The sequence below is a fragment of the Pseudomonas sp. IT-P4 genome (assembly GCF_949767755.1).
Classification (GTDB): Bacteria; Pseudomonadota; Gammaproteobacteria; order Pseudomonadales; family Pseudomonadaceae; genus Aquipseudomonas; species Aquipseudomonas monachiensis.
Genome location: NZ_CATKPX010000067.1, coordinates 96,494 through 116,575, shown reverse-complemented (window position 1 = coordinate 116,575; position 20,082 = coordinate 96,494). Strand labels below are relative to the sequence as shown.

General features: G+C 61.8%; 19 protein-coding genes. 7 read left to right on the top strand and 12 right to left on the bottom strand.

Annotated elements, in window-relative coordinates; translation table 11 throughout:
- Positions 1-56: 56 nt before the first annotated feature.
- The gene (locus tag ACM6IT_RS23715) at positions 57-677 is read right to left on the bottom strand and encodes a TetR/AcrR family transcriptional regulator (protein ID WP_008046717.1); all 621 of its coding nucleotides are present in this window, start codon (positions 675-677) and stop codon (positions 57-59) included.
- 211 nt (positions 678-888) lie between these two features.
- On the opposite strand from ACM6IT_RS23715, the gene ACM6IT_RS23710 reads away from it, so the two are divergent.
- From ACM6IT_RS23710 to ACM6IT_RS23680, 7 genes are all read left to right on the top strand, one after another.
- A complete protein-coding gene (locus ACM6IT_RS23710) occupies positions 889-2,184 on the top strand; it encodes an OprD family porin (RefSeq protein ID WP_409078773.1) in 1,296 nt (431 codons plus the stop codon).
- A gap of 176 nt (positions 2,185-2,360) precedes the next feature.
- Positions 2,361-3,185, top strand: a complete 825-nt coding sequence (locus tag ACM6IT_RS23705; RefSeq protein WP_409078772.1) for an NAD-dependent epimerase/dehydratase family protein — start codon at positions 2,361-2,363, stop codon at positions 3,183-3,185.
- Positions 3,186-3,234: 49 nt separating this feature from the next.
- Positions 3,235-4,122, top strand: coding sequence for an SMP-30/gluconolactonase/LRE family protein (locus ACM6IT_RS23700; protein ID WP_414918795.1), 888 nt, complete (start codon positions 3,235-3,237; stop codon positions 4,120-4,122).
- A gap of 77 nt (positions 4,123-4,199) precedes the next feature.
- Positions 4,200-5,171 (top strand): TRAP transporter substrate-binding protein, encoded by a 972-nt coding sequence (locus ACM6IT_RS23695; RefSeq protein ID WP_056727766.1) that lies wholly within the window; start codon positions 4,200-4,202, stop codon positions 5,169-5,171.
- 78 nt (positions 5,172-5,249) lie between these two features.
- Positions 5,250-5,777, top strand: a complete 528-nt coding sequence (locus tag ACM6IT_RS23690; protein WP_056727770.1) for a TRAP transporter small permease — start codon at positions 5,250-5,252, stop codon at positions 5,775-5,777.
- Complete coding sequence (locus ACM6IT_RS23685; protein WP_409078769.1) at positions 5,778-7,058, top strand: TRAP transporter large permease; 1,281 nt, start codon at positions 5,778-5,780, stop codon at positions 7,056-7,058.
- 109 nt (positions 7,059-7,167) lie between these two features.
- Positions 7,168-8,052 (top strand): aldose 1-epimerase, encoded by an 885-nt coding sequence (locus ACM6IT_RS23680; RefSeq protein ID WP_414918794.1) that lies wholly within the window; start codon positions 7,168-7,170, stop codon positions 8,050-8,052.
- On the opposite strand, the gene ACM6IT_RS23675 is transcribed toward ACM6IT_RS23680, so the two are convergent.
- The 11 genes from ACM6IT_RS23675 to ACM6IT_RS23625 form a co-directional block, all read right to left on the bottom strand.
- Entirely contained in the window at positions 8,028-9,764 is a 1,737-nt protein-coding gene (locus ACM6IT_RS23675) for a NahK/ErcS family hybrid sensor histidine kinase/response regulator (RefSeq protein ID WP_414914055.1), read from the bottom strand. The genes ACM6IT_RS23680 and ACM6IT_RS23675 overlap by 25 nt on opposite strands.
- The gene (gene ercA, locus ACM6IT_RS23670) at positions 9,748-10,911 is read right to left on the bottom strand and encodes an alcohol dehydrogenase-like regulatory protein ErcA (RefSeq protein WP_414918793.1); all 1,164 of its coding nucleotides are present in this window, start codon (positions 10,909-10,911) and stop codon (positions 9,748-9,750) included. The genes ACM6IT_RS23675 and ercA overlap by 17 nt, the downstream gene beginning before the upstream one ends.
- Positions 10,912-11,041: 130 nt before the next feature.
- Complete coding sequence (gene pqqE / locus ACM6IT_RS23665; protein WP_414918792.1) at positions 11,042-12,184, bottom strand: pyrroloquinoline quinone biosynthesis protein PqqE; 1,143 nt, start codon at positions 12,182-12,184, stop codon at positions 11,042-11,044.
- Complete coding sequence (gene pqqD, locus ACM6IT_RS23660) at positions 12,162-12,434, bottom strand: pyrroloquinoline quinone biosynthesis peptide chaperone PqqD (RefSeq protein WP_056727783.1); 273 nt, start codon at positions 12,432-12,434, stop codon at positions 12,162-12,164. The genes pqqE and pqqD overlap by 23 nt, the downstream gene beginning before the upstream one ends.
- Positions 12,431-13,183 (bottom strand): pyrroloquinoline-quinone synthase PqqC, encoded by a 753-nt coding sequence (gene pqqC, locus ACM6IT_RS23655; RefSeq protein ID WP_414918791.1) that lies wholly within the window; start codon positions 13,181-13,183, stop codon positions 12,431-12,433. Before pqqC ends, pqqD begins: the two co-directional genes overlap by 4 nt.
- Positions 13,184-13,258: 75 nt before the next feature.
- A complete protein-coding gene (pqqB, locus tag ACM6IT_RS23650; RefSeq protein ID WP_414914053.1) occupies positions 13,259-14,173 on the bottom strand; it encodes a pyrroloquinoline quinone biosynthesis protein PqqB in 915 nt (304 codons plus the stop codon).
- 55 nt (positions 14,174-14,228) lie between these two features.
- On the bottom strand, positions 14,229-14,300 hold the full coding sequence (gene pqqA / locus ACM6IT_RS23645; RefSeq protein ID WP_003253598.1) for a pyrroloquinoline quinone precursor peptide PqqA: 72 nt from the start codon (positions 14,298-14,300) through the stop codon (positions 14,229-14,231).
- Positions 14,301-14,558: 258 nt separating this feature from the next.
- Entirely contained in the window at positions 14,559-16,079 is a 1,521-nt protein-coding gene (locus ACM6IT_RS23640; protein WP_056727788.1) for an aldehyde dehydrogenase family protein, read from the bottom strand.
- 302 nt (positions 16,080-16,381) lie between these two features.
- Positions 16,382-18,157 (bottom strand): PQQ-dependent methanol/ethanol family dehydrogenase, encoded by a 1,776-nt coding sequence (locus tag ACM6IT_RS23635; RefSeq protein WP_414913700.1) that lies wholly within the window; start codon positions 18,155-18,157, stop codon positions 16,382-16,384.
- 187 nt (positions 18,158-18,344) lie between these two features.
- Entirely contained in the window at positions 18,345-19,283 is a 939-nt protein-coding gene (locus tag ACM6IT_RS23630; protein ID WP_414918874.1) for a quinoprotein relay system zinc metallohydrolase 1, read from the bottom strand.
- A gap of 31 nt (positions 19,284-19,314) precedes the next feature.
- Positions 19,315-20,076 carry a quinoprotein dehydrogenase-associated SoxYZ-like carrier gene (locus tag ACM6IT_RS23625; RefSeq protein ID WP_414913699.1) on the bottom strand — a complete coding sequence of 254 codons (762 nt, stop codon included), beginning with the start codon at positions 20,074-20,076 and terminating at the stop codon, positions 19,315-19,317.
- Positions 20,077-20,082 lie beyond the last annotated feature (6 nt).

Below are 20,082 nucleotides of genomic sequence, written 5' to 3'. Positions count from 1 at the left end.
GACGCATTTCTTTGTAGGAGCTGCCGAAGGCTGCGATCTTTTCTGCCTGTAAGATCTCAAGGCTCCAACCCGATCCCCCGCAAAATCACGCTCGTCACCGTCTGCACCGCCTTTTCGAACTGCATGTCCGACAGTGGCTGATGATCGTTGAGAATGTTCACCTGGTGATCGAAGTCGGCGTAGTGCTGGGTCGAGGCCCAGATCATGTACAGCAGGCTCGAGGGCTCCACCGGCAGGATGCGTTTGTCGTCCACCCACTGGCGGATTTTCGCTTCCTTCATCTTGGCCCAGTCGTACAGGCTCGCATCCAGCGCTTCGCCGAGGGTCGGCGCGCCATGGATGATTTCGTTGGCCCAGACTTTCGAACCGTACGGCCGGCTGCGGGAATGGTTCATCTTGGCACGGATGTAGCTGCTGAGCACCACGCGCGGGTCATCGAACATCTCGAAGCACAGCGCGTCCTGCTTCCAGACTTCCAGCAAGTCGAACAGCACGGCGCTGTACAACTCGGTCTTGGTGCTGAAGTAGTAGTGCAGGTTGGAACGCGGCAGTTGCACTTCAGCGGCGATGTCGGCCATGGCGGTGCTGCCGAAGCCCTTTTCAGCGAAGACTTTTTCCGCCCCCAGCAGGATTTTTTCGACGTTACTGCGACGTATCTCGATCTTGTGATTGCCCATGCGGATCCCCGACCCCAACGTTGAGCAAGACTAGCATCCGCTCTAGCTCGCGGCGACAGAGTCAAACCAAACATTTCACTCCCCATCTGCCAGACAGGTCATCGTATAACTTCCGATTGACAACACTGAAGCGGCCTGTAAATAATCGCCGCCAATGTTGTACGACGACGTATGACAAACAATAAAAACAAAAAAGAAAGGGAGCGTCACAGTGAGCAAGCTCGCCCGCAATTCGTCAATCCGTAGTTCACGGCCTACCCTCACCCGTCGCCATTCTCTCAGCCTGATCGGCTGCAGCGGCCTGGCCCTCGTCCTGCCCATCACCTGCCAGGCCGAAGGTTTCACCGACGACGCCAAGGCCACGTTGAACCTGCGCAACGCCTACATCAACCGCAACTACACCAACCCGGCCTACCCCCAGGGCAAGGCTGAAGAGTGGACGCAGAACTTCATTCTCGATGCCCGCTCCGGTTTCACCCAGGGTCCTGTGGGCTTCGGTGTCGATGTGCTGGGCCTGTACTCGCAGAAGCTCGATGGCGGCAAAGGCAGCGGCGGCACCCAACTGTTGCCGATCCACGACGACGGCCGCCCCGCCGACAATTTCGGCCGGCTCGGCGTGGCGCTCAAAGGCAAGATCTCGAAAACCGAATTGAAGGTCGGTGAATGGATGCCGGTGCTGCCGATCCTGCGTTCCGACGATGGCCGCTCGCTGCCGCAGACCTTCCAGGGCGCTCAGGTGACCTCCAGCGAAATCAGCGGCCTGACGCTCTATGGCGGTCAATTCCAGAAAAACAGCCCGCGTAACGACGCGAGCATGGAAGACATGTTCATGAACGGTAAAGCGGCGTTCACCTCGGACCGTTTCAACTTCGGCGGCGGTGAATATGCGTTCAATGAAAAGCGCACGCAGGTCGGTGTCTGGTACTCGGAACTCAGTGACATTTACCAGCAGCAATACTTCAACCTGACCCACAGCCAGCCCCTGGGCGACTGGACCCTGGGCGCCAACCTCGGCTACTTCATCGGCAAGGAGGACGGCAGCGCGCTGGCCGGTGACCTCGACAACAAGACCGCGTTCGCCCTGCTCTCGGCCAAATATGGCGGCAACACTTTCTACGTCGGCCTGCAAAAACTCACCGGCGATGACGTCTGGATGCGGGTCAACGGCACCAGCGGCGGCACCCTGGCCAACGACAGCTACAACTCCAGCTATGACAACGCCCGGGAGAAATCCTGGCAGGTGCGCCACGACTACAACTTCGCAGCCCTCGGCGTCCCCGGCCTGACCCTGATGAACCGCTACATCAGCGGTGACAACGTGCACACCGGGAAAATTACCGACGGCGAGGAATGGGGCCGCGAATCGGAGCTGGCCTACACCGTGCAGAGTGGTGCGTTGAAAAACCTCAACTTGAAATGGCGTAACGCAACGATTCGCAAGAGCTTCAGCACCAACGAATTCGATGAGAACCGGATTTTCATCAGCTATCCGATCAGCCTGCTGTAACCCCCCCTGTGGATGGTATTTCAGTGCGTGCGGCTTGGTTCAGCCAAAGGAAACGACCCTCCGTCATTTTCAACCAATGTCGCGTTGACAAGAGCCGGAAACCCTAATGATACTCAGCACAGTCATACGACAACCTACAACAAACCAATAACAACAACTGTTTGTCCAGGATTCCCATGACGACCACCACAACCGCCCGCATCCCTTTCAATCGCCTGCTGCTGACCGGCGCCGCCGGTGGCCTAGGGAAAGTCCTGCGCGAAAGCCTGCGCCCCTACGCCAATGTGATTCGCCTGTCGGACATCGCCGACATTGCGCCAGCCATCGATGACCGAGAAGAAGTCGTGCCGTGTGATCTGGCCGACAAGCAAGCCGTGCATCAACTGGTCGAAGGCGTGGATGCGATCCTGCACTTCGGCGGGGTGTCGACCGAGCGCTCGTTCGAAGAGATCCTCGGCGCCAACATCTGCGGCGTGTTCCACATTTACGAAGCCGCGCGCCGCCACGGTGTGAAACGAGTGATCTTCGCCAGCTCCAACCACGTGATCGGTTTCTACAGCCAGGACGAAGTCATCGATGCCCACTCCCCTCGCCGCCCGGACAGTTACTACGGCTTGTCCAAGTCCTACGGCGAAGACATGGCCACCTTCTACTTCGACCGCTATGGCATCGAGACCGTCAGCGTGCGTATCGGCTCGTCGTTCCCGGAACCGCACAACCGCCGGATGATGAGCACCTGGCTGAGCTTCGGCGACCTGACCCAACTGCTCGAGCGCGCCCTGTACACCCCGAATGTCGGCCACACCGTGGTCTATGGCATGTCCGACAACAAGGAGATCTGGTGGGACAACCGTTATGCCACGGCCCTGGGTTTTGCCCCGCAGGACAGCTCCGAAGTGTTCCGCGAAAAAGTCGAAGCCCAGCCGATGCCCGCCGCCGATGACCCGGCGCGGCTCTATCAGGGCGGCGCCTTCTGCGCAGCCGGGCCTTTCGGTGACTGAGCCTTCGCGCGTTGCTTGCCCCCGACAAAAACCAAGGGAATGAGTTGCCATGCAAGCTGAACTGATTGTCGACGCCCGCAACGCGGTCGGTGAAAGCCCGGTCTGGGTGCCTGAGGAAAACGCGCTGTACTGGGTCGATATTCCCGCTGGCGGTTTACAGCGCTGGAGTGCCGACACCGGGCAAGTGGATGCCTGGAAAACCCCGCAGATGCTCGCTTGCATCGCCCGTCACCGGGACGGCGGCTGGGTCGCCGGCATGGAGAGCGGGTTCTTCCGCCTGCATCCGCGCCACGACGGCAGCCTCGACAGTGAACCGCTGGCCCAGATCGAGCATGTCCGCACCGACATGCGTTTGAACGACGGCCGCTGTGACCGTCAGGGACGTTTTTGGGCCGGCAGCATGGTGCTGAACATGGGCGCCAACGCTGCCGAGGGGGCGTTGTATCGCTACAGCGCCGGGCAACCCGGGCCACTCGACGCGCGACTGAGCGGTTTCATCGTGCCCAACGGCCTGGGCTTCAGCCCGGACGGACGCACCCTGTACCTGTCCGACTCTCACCCTCAGGTCCAGCAGATCTGGGCCTTCGACTATGACATCGACACCGGTACGCCTTCGAATCGCCGCGTGTTCGTGGACATGAACCAGTATGAAGGTCGCCCCGACGGCGCAGCGGTCGACGCCGATGGCTGCTACTGGATTTGCGCCAACGACGCTGGCTTGATCCACCGTTTTACCCCCGATGGCCGACTTGACCGTTCCCTCGCCGTACCGGTGAAAAAACCCACCATGTGCGCCTTCGGTGGCCCTCGACTGGACACACTGTTCGTGACCTCGATCCGCCCCGGCGACGACCATGACCGGCAATCACTGGCCGGTGGCGTGTTCGCCCTAGCCCCCGGAGTAAAAGGCTTACCCGAACCCCTGTTCAACGACTGACCTTCTCGAAAGAAAAGCGCTCCCGCTGCATCGCTGTGCCTTGAATAAAAAAAAACAATAAAACTGGAGACACCCCCATGGACTTCAAACGCACCTTGCTCGCCGCTGCACTTCCATTAGCCTTCTCCCTCAGCAGTGCCACCCAGGCACTGGAAATCAAATTCGCCGACATCCACCCCGCCGGTTACCCGACCGTGGTGGCTGAAGAGCAACTGGGCAAAACCCTGGTGGCCGACAGCAATGGCGCGCTGACCTTCAAGATGTTCGCCGGTGGCGTGCTCGGCTCGGAAAAAGAAGTGGTCGAACAGGCCCAGGTCGGTGCCGTGCAGATGGCCCGGGTCAGCCTCGGCATCGTCGGGCCGGTGGTGCCGGACGTGAACGTGTTCAACATGCCGTTCGTGTTCCGTGACCAGGCGCATATGCGCAAGGTCATCGACGGTGCGGTGGGCGATGAAATCCTCGACAAGATCACCAACTCCGAATTCAACCTGGTCGCCCTGGCCTGGATGGACGGCGGTACGCGCAACCTCTACACCAAGAAACCGGTACGCAGCCTTGAAGACCTCAAGGGCATGAAGATCCGCGTGCAAGGCAATCCGATGTTCATCGAAACCATCAACGCCATGGGCGGCAACGGTATCGCGATGGACACCGGCGAAATCTTCAGCGCCCTGCAGACCGGCGTGATCGACGGCGCGGAAAACAACCCGCCGACCCTGCTCGAACACAACCACTACCAGAACGCCAAGTACTACAGCCTGACCGGCCACCTGATCCTGCCCGAGCCGATCGTCATGTCAAAAATCACCTGGGAAAAGCTCACCCCCGAGCAGCAGGCCCTGGTGAAGAAAACCGCCAAGGCGGCCCAGGCCCAGGAACGCACCCTGTGGGATGCGAAATCGGCCAGCAGCGAAGAGAAACTCAAGGCCGCCGGCGTCGAGTTCATCACCGTCGACAAGAAACCTTTCTACGAGGCCACCGCCTCGATCCGCGAGAAATACGGCGCGCCCTACGCCGACCTGATCAAGCGCATCGAAGCCGTTCAGTAACCCTCCCTGCATTCAAGAAAGGCCCGGCGCCGCTGACGTTGGTGTACGTCAGTGCGCGCCCGGTTACGGTGGAACCCGATGAAGAATCTGCTGCTGCGTATCAACGACAGGATTTACATGGCCTGCATCTGGATTGCCGGCCTGTCGGTCCTGGCCATTTCCCTGATGATCCCCTGGGGCGTTTTTGCCCGTTATGTGCTCGGTACCGGCTCCAGTTGGCCGGAGCCCACCGCCATCCTGCTGATGATGGTGTTCACCTTCATCGGCGCCGCCGCCAGCTACCGGTCCGGTTCGCACATGGCGGTGGCGATGCTCACCGATCGCCTTGCGCCGAACCTGCGCAAGGCCGCGGCCATTGCCGCGCAACTGTTGATGGCAACCATCTGCCTGTTCATGGCCATCTGGGGCAGCAAGCTGTGCATGTCCACCTGGAACCAGTTCATGAGCGCCCTGCCGACCCTGCGCGTGGGCATCACCTACATGCCGATTCCGATTGGCGGCGTGCTGACGCTGGTGTTTGTCCTGGAAAAACTCTTGCTCGGTGACCAGAGCAACCGTCGGGTCGTGCGTTTCGACCTCGTTGAAGAAAACGAAGGGGCTGCCTGAATGGACGCTTTAATTCTGTTGGGCAGTTTTATCGCGTTGATCCTGATCGGCATGCCGGTCGCCTACGCCCTGGGGTTTGCCGCACTGATCGGCGCGTGGTGGATCGACATCCCGTTCCAGGCCCTGATGATCCAGGTGGCCGGGGGCGTGAACAAGTTCTCCCTGCTGGCGATTCCGTTCTTCGTCCTGGCGGGCGCGATCATGGCCGAGGGCGGCATGTCCCGGCGCCTGGTGGCGTTCGCCGGGGTGCTGGTGGGCTTCGTGCGTGGCGGCTTGTCGCTGGTCAATATCATGGCCTCGACCTTCTTTGGCGCGATCTCCGGCTCCTCGGTGGCGGACACCGCCTCGGTCGGTTCGGTGCTGATTCCGGAAATGGAACGCCGTGGTTATCCCCGGGAATTCGCCACGGCAGTGACCGTCAGCGGTTCGGTGCAAGCGCTGCTGACACCACCCAGCCACAACTCGGTGCTCTACTCCCTGGCCGCCGGCGGCACGGTGTCGATTGCCTCGCTGTTCATGGCCGGTGTGGTGCCGGGCCTGTTGATGAGCGCGTGCCTGATGGTGCTGTGCCTGATCTTCGCCAAGAAGCGCGACTACCCGAAAGGCGAAGTCATCCCGATGCGCGAAGCGCTGAAGATCTGCGGCGAAGCGTTGTGGGGCCTGATGGCGATGGTGATCATCCTCGGCGGCATCCTGTCGGGTATTTTCACCGCCACCGAGTCGGCGGCGATTGCCGTGCTGTGGTCGTTCTTCGTGACCATGTTCATCTACCGCGACTACAAATGGAGCGAACTGCCCAAACTGATGCACCGCACCGTGCGCACGATTTCGATCGTGATGATCCTGATCGGTTTCGCCGCCAGCTTCGGCTACATCATGACCCTGATGCAGATTCCGGCGAAGATCACCACGCTGTTCCTGACCCTGTCGGACAACCGCTACGTGATCCTGATGTGCATCAACGTCATGCTGCTGTTGCTCGGTACGGTCATGGACATGGCGCCGTTGATCCTGATCCTCACGCCGATCCTGATGCCGGTGATCCTCGGCATAGGCGTGGATCCGGTGCAGTTCGGCATGATCATGCTGGTGAACCTGGGCATTGGCTTGATTACACCGCCGGTGGGTGCGGTACTCTTTGTGGGGTCAGCCGTGGGTAAAGTCAGCATTGAATCCACCGTCAAAGCCCTGCTGCCGTTCTACGGCGTGCTGTTCCTGGTGCTGTTGGCCGTGACCTACATTCCGGCACTGTCGCTGTGGTTGCCGCATTTGGTGTTGTAAACCCTTAAAAAGATCACAGCCTTCGGCAGCTCCTGCGTCGGACACGGTTTCCTGTAGGAGCTGCCGCAGGCTGCGATCTTTTCCACCATTGAACGCGAATCGATAAACCATGAACCTTCTGCAACTCGAAGACGAATTCACCCACCTCACCCTCGCCCCGGAACTCGGCGCCAGCATCGTCAACTGGACCGTGCGCAGCACTGGCCAGCCCTTGTTGCGACACGCTGATGCTCATGCCCTGAACACCGGCCTGCCCGGCAAGCTCGGCTGTTTTCCCTTGATCCCCTGGTCCAACCGTATCGCCGATGGCGGTTTCGATTGCCCCGATGGCTGGCTGGCACTGGCGCCCAACAGCCTCACCGATCCCCTGCCGATTCACGGCAGCGCCTGGCAGCAGGCGTGGGACGTGGTTTCGCGGTCGAAAAATGAAGTGCTCCTGCAACTCGACAGCACAACCCCCTTCGCTTATCGCGCCCGGCAACGTTTCCATTTGAGCGCGGGCAAGCTGAGCATCGAACTGCACGTCACGCACCTGGCTGAACACGCTGCGTGGCATGGCCTGGGACTGCATCCGTACCTGCCGCGCACACCGAACACCCGCCTACAGGCGCCCGCCCGGCATGTGTGGTGGTGCGATGGGGCAAAACTGCCGACCGAACTCGGCGCATTGCCGGTCGAGTGGGATTTCCAGCAACTGAAGGCATTGCCACAATCCCTGGTGGACAACGGTTTCTGCGAATGGAACGGCCACTGCCTGATCGAGCAAGCGGATCTTGGTTACGCGCTCGACTGCCAGGCCACCGGCAGCGACTACTACCTGCTCTACTGCCCTGTGGGCCTGGGGTTTTTCTGCATCGAACCGGTGAGCCACCCGGTCAACGCGCACCACCTGCCCGGCCGACCAGGGTTGCGTTTGCTGGAACAGGGTCAATCCACCGAACTGGGCTTCACCCTGCAGTACCGGCCGCTTCAGGCAGATGCCCCCAACAATTGACTCAACACCGCTCGCAACTTGCCGGGCTTCACCGGTTTGTTCAGCAAGGGTGCGTTGAGTCGCTGCAACGCACGCCGACAATGGTCGGTGCGGTCGGCGGTAATGATCACCGCGGGAATGTCCTGGTGAAAATGCTCGCGCAAATGTCGCACCACATCACAGCCGACCACCCCGTGATCGAGGTGATAGTCCGCCAGAATCAGTTCCGGCGCCTGCCCGCGCAGCGCCGCCAGCGCAGCCTCTTCATCGGTGGCGACCAGGACGTCGCAGCCCCACTGCCCGAGCAACGCGCTCATGCTGTCGAGAATGCTCACTTCGTTGTCGATCACCAGTAAACGGCGGCCCGGCAGCGGGTTGCCGGTGCCCGGTTGTGGCACCGCCTGGCTCACGGGCAGCGGAACCTCGTCGGATATCGGCACCTCGATGCTGAACATCGAACCCCGCCCCGGTAACGAGTACACGCCGATCCTGTAGCCAAGGATCTTGGCGATGCGCTCGACAATCGCCAGCCCCAGGCCCACGCCCTTGCGGTCGGCGGCGCGGCCGACGTCCAGCTGGTTGAACTCGAGGAAGATCGAATCGAGCCGGTCGGCGGCGATGCCACGCCCGGTGTCCCAGACCTCCAGGCGCAACATCTCGCCCCGACGCCTTGCCGCCAGCAGGATGCTGCCTTCATCGGTGTAGCGGCAGGCATTGCTGAGGAAGTTGCGCAGGATCCGCGTCATCAGGCGCAAGTCGGTACTGATGGCGTAATCGGCCATGCGCACCCGCAGGTTCAAGCCGGCCGCCTGGGTGACAGACTGGAACTCCGACACCAGCGGCCCGAGCAGTTCGTCGAGGCGGTACAACGCAACGTCCGGCTTGACCGCGGCCTGGTCGAGCCGGGAAATGTCGAGCAGATCCGTCAGCAGGTCTTCGGCCCCTTCCAGGGCCTGGTGAGTGCGCTCCACCAGCACCTGTTCGGCTTCCGGCAATTTGCGTTCACGCAAGGTCGAGATCAGCAACCGCGCGGCGTTCAGCGGTTGCAGCAGGTCGTGGCTGGCGGCGGCGAGGTATTTGTCCTTGCTGTGATTGGCGGCCTCGGCGGCATCGCGGGCGTCGCGCAAGGCCTTGGCAATCTGTTTACGCTGGGTGATCTGCTGTTGAAGGTTACGGTTGGCCTCGAGCAATTCATCGGTGCGCGCCACGACGCGCTGCTCCAGTTCGTCATTGAGTTGCTGCAGGCGTCGCTGGGCCAGTTTGCGCTCGGTGATATCGGAGACGAACCCTTCCACCAGCCCCTCCTGGCCGGGCTTGAGCAGCAGGTTCATCAATACATCCAGGTGACTGCCGTCCTTGCGCCGCAAACGGGTTTCATAGCCGTGCAGGCTGCGCTGGTGCCGGAGGATTTCACCAATGCTTTCCAGCTCCTGCGCGCCGTCGACGAACAGGGTGCTGCCCAGGTCAGTCAGGGAGAACAGCACCTCCTGCGGGTCCTGGTAACCGAGCATGCGTGCCAGTGCCGGGTTGGCGGCGCGCATGCCGTCGTGCAGGCTGGCCTGGAAGATCCCGTGCACCGCGTTTTCGAACAGCCACTTGTAGCGGTTACGCTCGGCTTCCAGATCATCCAGGCGCGCGGCCAGTTCCGGGTAATGACTCTTGCGCGCCGAGTGGCTGCCCAGCCCCAGCAGCCCGGCCAGGGCCCGTTGTTGCTCGTCAGAGGGCTTCGCCATAGACGACCTCGACATCACGCTGGCTGGATTCGCGCGGATTGGTCAGGATGCACGGGTCGTGCATCGCATGCTGCGACAGGAACGGAATATCCGAGGTCCTGACGCCATGCAAACCAAGGGTTTCGTGAAAGCCGATGGCGTGCTTGAGGGCGATCAGGTGTTCGACCAGGCGCCCGCAGATCTGCCGGTGATTCAGGCCTCGGCAGTCGATGCCCAACGTCTCGGCGATCACCTTGAAGCGGTCTGGCGCCGAGTTGTAATTGAAGGCCACCACGTGCTCGACAAGGACCGCGTTGCACAGGCCGTGGGGCAGGTCGAGAAAGCCGCCGAGGCTGTGGGACATGGCATGCACGGCACCAAGGATGGCGTTGGAGAACGCCAGCCCGGCCTGCATGCTGCCGAGCATGATCTTCTCGCGCAGGGCGATGTCCGTCGGGTTGGCGATCATTTGCACCAGGTTGCCATTGATCAGGCGCATCGCCTCCAGCGCATGGGGGTCGGTCAGCGGCCCGTGGCCGGTGGACACGAAGGCTTCGATGGCATGCACCAACGCGTCAATGCCGGTACAGGCCGACAGGAACGGGTCCATGCTCAGGGTGGTTTCCGGGTCGATCAGCGAAACGTCCGGCACCACCGCCTTGCTGACGATGGAGAACTTCATGCGTTCCTGCTGGTTGGAAATGATCACGAACTGCGAGACGTCCGCCGAGGTGCCGGCGGTGGTCGGAATCAGGATCAGCGGCGGGCTGGGCACGCGGATGGTGTCCACACCCTCGAAATCGAGAATGCTGCGGCCATGGGCAACGACGATACCGATGCCTTTGCCGCAGTCCATCGGGCTGCCACCACCGACGGCGACGATCACGTCGCAGTGGTTTTCCCGGTACATCTCGGCACCGAGCATTACCTCTTCGACCCGAGGGTTGGGCGAGACATCACTGTAAAGGCAATACTCGATACCCAGGGCTCGCAGGCTGGCTTCGACATCGGCGACCCAGCCAGCGGCAATCACGCCGGGATCACTGACCACCAGGACCTTGCGTGCGCCAAAGGTCTTGGCGTAATTGCCGACACTGTGCCGGCTACCGGCACCGAAGATGATTTCAGGTGAAACGAACTTACGCAGCTGGTTGAGACTCTGGCTCATTGGAAAGCCTGTTTTTATTGTTTTGGAAGGTAGAAACCACACTAAACCATCCAGCTGTGAATGCAATCAGACCAAAGAACAGCGCTGCCCGGGCTGTAACAGATCCCACAGGGGATCTGCGGCGCTAGAACTATCCGCGATAGATCAGCTGCGAAGCCTTCGCGTTGCGCAGCGTGAGGTGTTCGATCCCCTGCCCTGGCGCCTGCGCTTCCTCCCGGGCCTTGAGGATCACGCCATGGTGCGGCGACTTGCTGCACACCGGGTCGGCATTGCTGGCATCGCCGGTCAGCATGAAAGCCTGGCAGCGACACCCGCCCAGGTCCTTGTGCTTTTCATCGCAGGAGCGGCATGGCTCCTTCATCCAGTCATCGCCGCGAAAACGATTGAAGCCGAACGAGTCGTTCCAGATGTGCGAGAGGCTGTGCTCGCGCACATTGGGAAACTGCACCGGTAACTGCCGGGCGCTGTGGCAAGGCAAGGCCGTGCCGTCGGGAGTGATGTCGAGAAACAGGTTGGCCCAGCCGTTCATGCAGGTCTTGGGACGCTCTTCGTAGTAGTCCGGGGTGACGAAGATCAGCTTGCACGGGTGGCCCTGGGCTTCAAGGCGTTGGCGGTACTCGTTGGTGATGCGCTCGGCACGCTGCAATTGCTCGCGGGTGGGCAACAGGCCGACGCGATTCAGTTCGGCCCAGCCATAGAACTGGCAGGTGGCCAATTCGACGAAGTCCGCTTCCAGCTCCAGGCACAGTTCGATGATCTGCGCGATCCGGTCGATGTTGTGCCGATGGGTGACGAAGTTCAGCACCATCGGATAACCCTGGGCTTTCACCGCACGGGCCATGGCGAGTTTCTGGGCGAAGGCCTTGCGCGAACCGGCGAGCATGTTGTTCACCGCCTCGTCGGCGGCCTGGAAGCTGATCTGGATATGGTCCAGCCCGGCCACCTTGAAGTCATGCACCTTCTGCTCGGTCAGGCCGATGCCGGAGGTGATCAGGTTGGTGTAGTAGCCCATGTCCCGGGCGGCCTTGATCAGTTCGGCGAGGTCCTGGCGTACCAGCGGCTCGCCACCGGAAAAGCCCAATTGCGCGGCGCCCATGTCCCGCGCTTCACGGAATACACGAATCCATTCCTCCGTGCTCAGTTCCTCGCCATGCCGGGCAAAATCCAGCGGGTTGGAGCAATAGGGGCACTGCAGCGGACAGCGGTAGGTCAGCTCGGCGAGCAGCCACAACGGCGGTCCGGGCAGCGTCTCACTCGATCCAGAATTGCGCATGGGCCACCTCCAGAAACGCCAGCACGTCTTCGTCGATCCCCGGTACGCCGGGAAAATTCGCGCTCAATCGCTCGATGATCGCCGCCACGCTGCGCTGGCCATCCACCAGGTCGAGAATCTGTCCGGCACTGGCATTGAGCTTGATCATGCCTTCGGGGTACAGCAGCACGTGGCAGTCCTGACGGGGCTCCCATTGCAGACGAAAACCGCGACGCAAGGCCGGTGACTGTTGGCGATTGATCAAGCTCACAGGGCGATCCCCCGGTGCCAGACTTTGTTATCGGTGACCGTGTGATACGGCGGGCGCGCAAGCTCGTAGGCCATGCTCATGGCATCGAGCATGCTCCACAGCACGTCGAGCTTGAATTGCAGAATCTGCAGCATGCGTTGTTGCCCCTCGGCCGTCACGTAGTGCGCCAGGGTGATGCGCAAGCCATGCTCGACATCGCGCCGCGCCTGGCTCAGGCGCGTGCGGAAATAGTCGTAGCCAGCAGCGTCGATCCATGGGTAGTGGGTCGGCCAGGCGTCGAGTCGCGACTGATGGATCTGGGGGGCAAAGAGTTCGGTCAGCGAACTGCTGGCCGCTTCCTGCCAGCACGCGCGACGGGCGAAATTGACGTAGGCGTCCACCGCGAAACGCACGCCGGGCAGCACCCGTTCCTGGGAGAGGATCTGCTCGCGATCCAGCCCCACCGCTTCGCCCAGGCGTAGCCAGGCTTCGATGCCGCCCTCGCTGCCGGGGACACCATCGTGGTCGAGGATCCGTTGCAGCCATTCCCGGCGCACGTCACGGTCCGGGCAATTGGCGAGAATCGCGGCGTCCTTCAGGGGGATGTTGATCTGATAGTAGAAGCGATTGGCGACCCAGCCCTGGATCTGCTCGCGGCTGGCGCGGCCGGCGTACATGGCTTGGTGGAAGGGATGGTGGATGTGGTAGTAGGCGCCCTTGGCGCGCAGGGCGGCTTCGAATTCTGTGGGGGACATGGGGGTGTCAGTCATTTTGTTCTCCGGGAACTTCTGCGGTGCCTGTACTGGCCTCTTCGCGAGCAAGTCGGATCGCGAAGGGGCCAGCCGCTACAGCTCAATACTCATGCCGTCATAAGCCACTTCAATACCCCGCCGCTCCAGCAGCGCCCGCTCGGCCGAGTCTTCATCGAGAATGGGATTGGTGTTGTTGATGTGGATCAGCACCTTGCGCTGGCGGTTGAACCCCTCCAGCACTTCAAGCATCCCGCCGGGGCCGCTTTGCGGGAGGTGCCCCATTTCGCTGCCCAGGCTCTGGCCGACTTCGCAAATACGCATCTCGTCGTCGCGCCACATTGTGCCGTCCAGCAGCAGGCAATCGGCGCGCTGCATCCAGCCCAGCACTTCATCGTCGATTCGACCAAGGCCCGGGGCATAGAACAGCGATGCGCCGTTGCGCAGGTCTTCAATGAACAAGCCAATGGTGTCGCCCGGTTGCGGATTGCCGCGATTGGGCGAATACGGCGGCGCGTTGCTCACCAGGGGAACCGCGCGAAATTGCAGATGCCCGCAGGCCGCGATGCTGAATGGCTGGCGATCGAGGCCGACCGGTTGCCAGTGCAATCCGCCGTTCCAGTGTCCGAGCATGTTGAACAACGGGAAACCGCTGCTCAGGTCCTGGTGCACGCGCTCGGTGCACCACACGTCATGCGGGCAACCTTCACGCAGGCTGAGCAAACCGGTGCAATGGTCAATCTGGCTGTCCAGCAGCACGATGCCGGCGATGGCGCTGTCACGCAGGCGCCGCGCCGGTTGCAACGGCGCAAAACTCTCGAATTGCGCGCGAATGTCCGGTGACGCGTTACACAGCACCCACTCGACACCGTCGTCACTCAGGGCAATCGACGACTGCGTACGGCGCTGTGCCCGCAGGCTGCCATTGCGCACCCCGGCGCACTGGCGGCAGTTGCAATTCCACTGGGGGAAACCACCGCCAGCGGCGGAACCGAGAACGCGGATGTGCATGGCGGATGCTCCAGAAGGCAGGCCCGGCCAACGCATCGGCTGGCCGGGTGATCAATCAACGGTTGGCGAAATACATCGTCACTTCGAAGCCAATGCGCAGATCGGTAAACGCGGGTTTAGTCCACATGGGTCATTCCTCTTCTTGTGCCCGGGTGATTCCGGTAGAGCCATTAATGCACGGGGCGACGAGGGCCCGAATGCTACTTTCGAAGGAGTTGGCGGGGTGATTTGGTAGGGGGTGTTGCACAGTTTTCCAGAACCCCACATACCCATGTGGGAGCGGGCTTGCTCGCGAAAGCGGTGTGCCAGTCAACATCTCTGCTGGATGACACTCCGCTTTCGCGAGCAAGCCCGCTCCCACAGGTTCAATGTCGTTCTTGAGGGATCAAAAGAACCCCAGCGGATTGATGTCGTAGCTCACCAGCAGGTTTTTGGTCTGCTGGTAATGATCGAGCATCATCTTGTGGTTTTCCCGACCGACGCCGGACTTCTTGTAGCCACCGAACGCCGCGTGCGCCGGGTACAGGTGGTAGCAGTTGGTCCACACGCGCCCGGCCTTGATCGCCCGGCCCATGCGGTAGGCGCGGTTGATGTCGCGGGTCCACAGGCCGGCACCGAGGCCGAACTCGCTGTCGTTGGCAATGGCCAGGGCTTCGGCTTCGTCCTTGAAGGTGGTGATCCCCACCACCGGGCCGAAGATTTCTTCCTGGAACACACGCATCTTGTTGTGACCCTTGAGCAGGGTCGGCTGGATGTAGTAACCGCTGGACAGGTCGCCCTCCAGACGTTCGGCCGCGCCGCCGGTGAGCAGCTCGGCGCCCTCCTCCTGGGCAATGGTCAGGTACGAGAGAATCTTGTCGTATTGCTGCTCGGACGCCTGGGCGCCGACCATGGTCTCGGTGTCCAGCGGGTTACCACGCTTGATCTTGACGATTTTCTTCATCACCTCGGCCATGAACGGCTCGTAGATCGACTCCTGGACCAGCGCCCGGGACGGGCAGGTGCAGACTTCGCCCTGGTTGAAGAACGCCAGCACCAGGCCTTCGGCGGCTTTTTCGATGAACTCGGGTTCCGCGTTCATGATGTCTTCGAAGAAGATGTTCGGCGACTTGCCTCCCAGCTCGACGGTGCTCGGGATGATGTTCTCGGCGGCGCAATGCATGATGTGCGCGCCCACCGGGGTCGAGCCGGTGAAGGCGATCTTGGCGATGCGCTTGCTGGTGGCCAGGGCCTCGCCGGCTTCGCGACCGAAGCCCTGGACGATGTTCAGCACGCCCGCCGGCAGCAGGTCGGCGATCAGCTCGGCGAAGACCATGATCGACAGCGGCGTTTGCTCGGCAGGCTTGAGCACGATGCAGTTGCCGGCGGCCAGGGCCGGGGCAAGTTTCCAGGCGGCCATCAGCAGCGGGAAGTTCCACGGAATGATCTGCCCGACCACGCCCAGGGGTTCATGGAAGTGATAGGCCGTGGTCAGCTCGTTGATCTCCGCAGCCCCGCCTTCCTGGGCGCGGATGCAGCCGGCGAAGTAACGGAAGTGGTCGGCCGCCAGCGGCACGTCGGCGTTCAGGGTTTCGCGCACGGCCTTGCCGTTATCCCAGGTTTCGGTGACGGCCAGCACTTCCAGGTTCTGCTCGATGCGGTCGGCGATTTTCAGCAGCACCAGGGAGCGGTCCTGGGCCGAGGTTTTGCCCCAGGCGTCGGCAGCGGCATGGGCAGCGTCGAGAGCCTTGTCGATGTCGGCGGCGCTGGAGCGCGGGAATTCGGCGATCACTTCACCGTTGACCGGCGAGGTGTTGGTGAAGTACTCGCCATTGATCGGGGCAACGAACTCGCCACCGATGAAGTTGCCGTAGCGCGGCTTGAAGGTAATGACGGCGCCTGGGGTTCCGGGTTGTGCGTAGATCATGGTGGGCCTCTGTCTGGGTCGATGCCTGTCGTACTGACAGGCGATGAACCGATACTAGAGAGCCCCGCGTGCCAGACGAATGCACCGTTGGCAGGAGGGGCTCTCGTTATTTGGTAGTAGAAGGCGCTGCGGTATCAGTAGGCTTTTGTGGCGAGGGAGCGTTCTACCGCTAGGCTGCGCAGCAGTCGTAAATCCAAACGACTCGGTTGCGGCCGAGAACGTAGGGGGCTGCTTCGCAGCCCAGCGGGAGCAAGCTCCCTCGCCACAGGTAATTCATCACCACAAAGTGGTGGTCGCCGGAATCAGTGCTTGGCGACAAGGTCCTTGGGCAACTTGAAGGTCCAGAGCATGCCGCCCTGGTTGAAGTCCTTCACCCGCTTGGCCACTTCACCGCCCCACAGCGGTACCGCGCCGCCCCAGCCGGAGAGCACCGAGACGTACTGTTCGCCGTCCATTTCCCAGGTCACGGGCGAGCCGAGCACGCCGGAACCGGTCTGGAATTCCCAGACCTTTTCGCCGGTCCTGGCGTTGAACGCCTGCAGGAAGCCTTCAGGCGTGCCGGTAAACACCAGATTGCCCTTGGTGGTCAGCACCCCGCCCCACAGCGGCGCGTAGTTCTTGTGGCGCCAGACTTCCTTGCCGGTTTTCGGATCGATGGCCCGCAACACGCCGATGTAGTCTTCGTTCAACGGTTTGATGGTGAAGCCGGCGCCGAGGAACGCCGCGCCTTTCTTGTAGGCGATGCCTTCGTTCCAGATGTCCATGCCCCACTCGTTGGATGGCACATAGAACAGCCCGGTGTCTTGGTTGTAGGCCATCGGCATCCAGTTTTTCGCGCCGAGGAACGCCGGTGCCACGAAGACCGAACTGCCCTTGACTTCCGAGCCTGGGGCACCGGGACGGCTGGCCTCGTTGTAGATCGGCCGGCCGTTCTTATCCAGGCCGGTGGCCCAGGTGATCTTGTCCACGAACGGGAAGCCGCGGATGAATTTGCCGTTGGTACGATCCAGCACGTAGAAGAAGCCGTTACGGTCGGCAGTGGCCGCCGCCTTGATCTCCTTGCCGCCTTCGCTGTAGTTGAACGACACCAGCTCGTTCACGCCGTCGTAGTCCCAACCGTCGTGGGGCGTGCTCTGGAAGTGCCACTTGATGGTGCCATCGTCCGGGTTGAGCGCCAGGCGCGATGAGGAGTAGAGGTTGTCGCCAGGGCGCAGGTGCGAGTTCCACGGTGCCGGGTTGCCGGTACCGAACAGCAGCAGGTTGGTTTCCGGGTCGTAATAGCCGCCCAGCCACGGGGCCGCGCCGCCGGTTTTCCAGAGATCGCCCGGCCAGGTCTTGCCTGCCTCGCCGCCGGAGATGCCGTTTTCCACCGCTTTGCCGTCCTTGTAGACGTAGCCCATATGGCCTTCGACCGTCGGCCGGGTCCACAGCAGATCACCGTTTTTCGGGTCGTAGGCCTCGATCTTGCCCACCACGCCAAACTCGCCACCGGCCACGCCGGTAATCAGCTTGCCGTTGATCACCAGCGGCGCGGCACTGATCGAGTAGCCTTCCTTGTGGTCGGCGACTTTCTTGCTCCACACCACCTTGCCGGTGTCCTTGTTCAGCGCCACGAGCTTGGCGTCGAGGGTGCCGAAAATCACCAGGTCACCATACAGCGCGACGCCGCGGTTGATCACGTCGCAACAAGGACGGATGTCATCGGGCAGGCGTGCATCGTATTGCCAGAGTTTCTTGCCGGTGCGCGCATCCACGGCGAACACCCGGGAATAGGAACCGGTCATGTACATCACGCCGTCCTTGACCATCGGCTGCGCTTGCTGGCCACGTTGTTTTTCACCGCCGAAGGAAAACGCCCACACCGGGCGCAGCTCCTTGACGTTGTCGACGTTGAGAATATCCAGCGGGCTGTAGCGCTGCCCTTGAACGCCGAGTCCGTTGGTCACGACCTGTTCCGGGTTCTTCGGGTCCTGGAGAATGTCCTGGTCGGAAACCCCGGCCAATGCCTGGCCGGACAACAGCATGGCACTGAGCAGCAGGCTCAAGACGAAGGGCTGGCGACGTGCGGGTTGGGTCATGACGGCTTCCTCTGCGGATTTTTGTTATGTCCGGAAAATTTTCCCGGTCTGGTGCAGATTCTTGAGCGCCGCCGCCCTGGCAACAATTGCCCGCAATGAGGAGATTGCTAGTTCCTTGGTACAGGGTGGGGGGAGATAAGCCGCGGATTTTGTGCCCGATGAAAGTCCCCCAGGGGTCTGTGTTTGCTCACTTTTGCGCGTTGGAATCCACCCGCGTCATCCGCCCACGCTCGTAGCGCGGGTACAGATGACTGACGCTGCGGATCAGTTCGTAGCGGCTCAGGTTGATCCCGGCGAAACGTTCGGGGATGGGGCTGCGGATCATCTCGGCCATGTCGCTGCCATTGGCGGCGCCGTCGCGCATCAGTTGATCGAGCCAGGTCAGGTAATCGCGCATTTGCTCGAAGGGTTGTGGGTCGCTCGCCACCGGGCCATGGCCCGGCACAACCTGCGTCCAGGGCAAGCCTTGCAGGGTCGCGATGTCCGCCAGCCACACTGCCAGCCCTGGACTGTTGGGTGTGGTCAGCGCCCGTTGATAAAACACCAGGTCCCCGGCAAACAACACGCCGGTTCGCTGGTCGAGAATAGCCAGATCCGCGCCCGTATGCCCACCCAGGCTCAGCAGACGCAGATCGTGATTCCCAAAACTTTTCACGCTGGGTGTCAGCACCTGGGTAGGCATCACCACTTCGGTGCCACGCATCCAGTCGCCGACCATCCGGTACATATTCTCGGCCATGGCATCGCCTTGCCGGTGCAACAGCTCGGTGGTGCCGGCCAAGGCGCCGATCGGCACGTCGCTGAAGGCTTGGTTGCCCAGCACATGGTCCGGGTGATGATGGGTCAGCAAGACCTCGATCACTGGCTTGTCGGTGGTGGCGGCAATGGCCTTGCGCATCGCTTCGCCGTAGCGCTTCGACGGACCGGTGTCGATCACTACCACACCGCGGTCAGTGACGATGAACGCGGTGTTGACGATGTTGCCGCCGTTGGCCTTGGCAAAATTATCGGTGCTACCTTCCAGCAGCCAGGTGTCCCGGGCGATCTGCCGGGGCTTGAGTGAGTACTCGAGATCGGCCAGGGCCGGCAGACTGACGCTCAGCACCATCAACAGGATCCAGCGCATGCCACGCTCCATGAGGTCACGCTCCTTGGGGTCAGAGGATCGACGCATTGAACTCATTGCCACTGTTGTCCCGTATTAACAGGCGCGTTTGCCCTGCTCCTTCGATGTCGAAGGCCAGGTTGGGGTTTTCGCTGACTGCGGGAAACAGCTCCAGCCGGGCCAGCACCTGCTCGTTGTGGTCGCGCAACTCGACATGGTTGATGAAGAACTCCGGAATGCCGCTGACCATGCCATTGTCCATGGGATGGGCCACCTGCAACCGCAAACGGCTGAATTCGCCCCGGGGGTAACGGCCGCCGAACACTTCGCCGATGTGCTCTTCCCAGCCTGGTTGCGTGCGCACCACGCTCGGCGCGGTGCAGCCGCCACCCGCCGCATCAATCAGTGTCGAACCGACATGCCACACGCCGTCGCGGGTCAACACCGCCGCGCGCAAGGGCGTGGCCTGTTCGATGCGAATGCGCAACGACAGCCAAGGCAAAACCGAATCAAGCGGCTGGAAGTCGACGATTTTCGGCAACGGGTTCAGCTCTGCCCAGGCGAGGATTTTCACCACCTCGCCCTTGAACGCCCGGGCGTCGATTTCCAGCGGCACCTGGCGGGCATCTTCGGCAAACGGCGGCGCCAGCAACTTGACCCGCTCATCGAAAACGAACGGCGCATTACCGAGGAACTGCTGCTGATAGAAGGCCCACATCACCGATGGCACCGGGTCCTTACCGGGATCGATAGCGCCAGCTTGTGCCGCCAGGCTTAACCAGCAGGCCAACAGACAACTCCCTCGCCATTTCATCGCCTG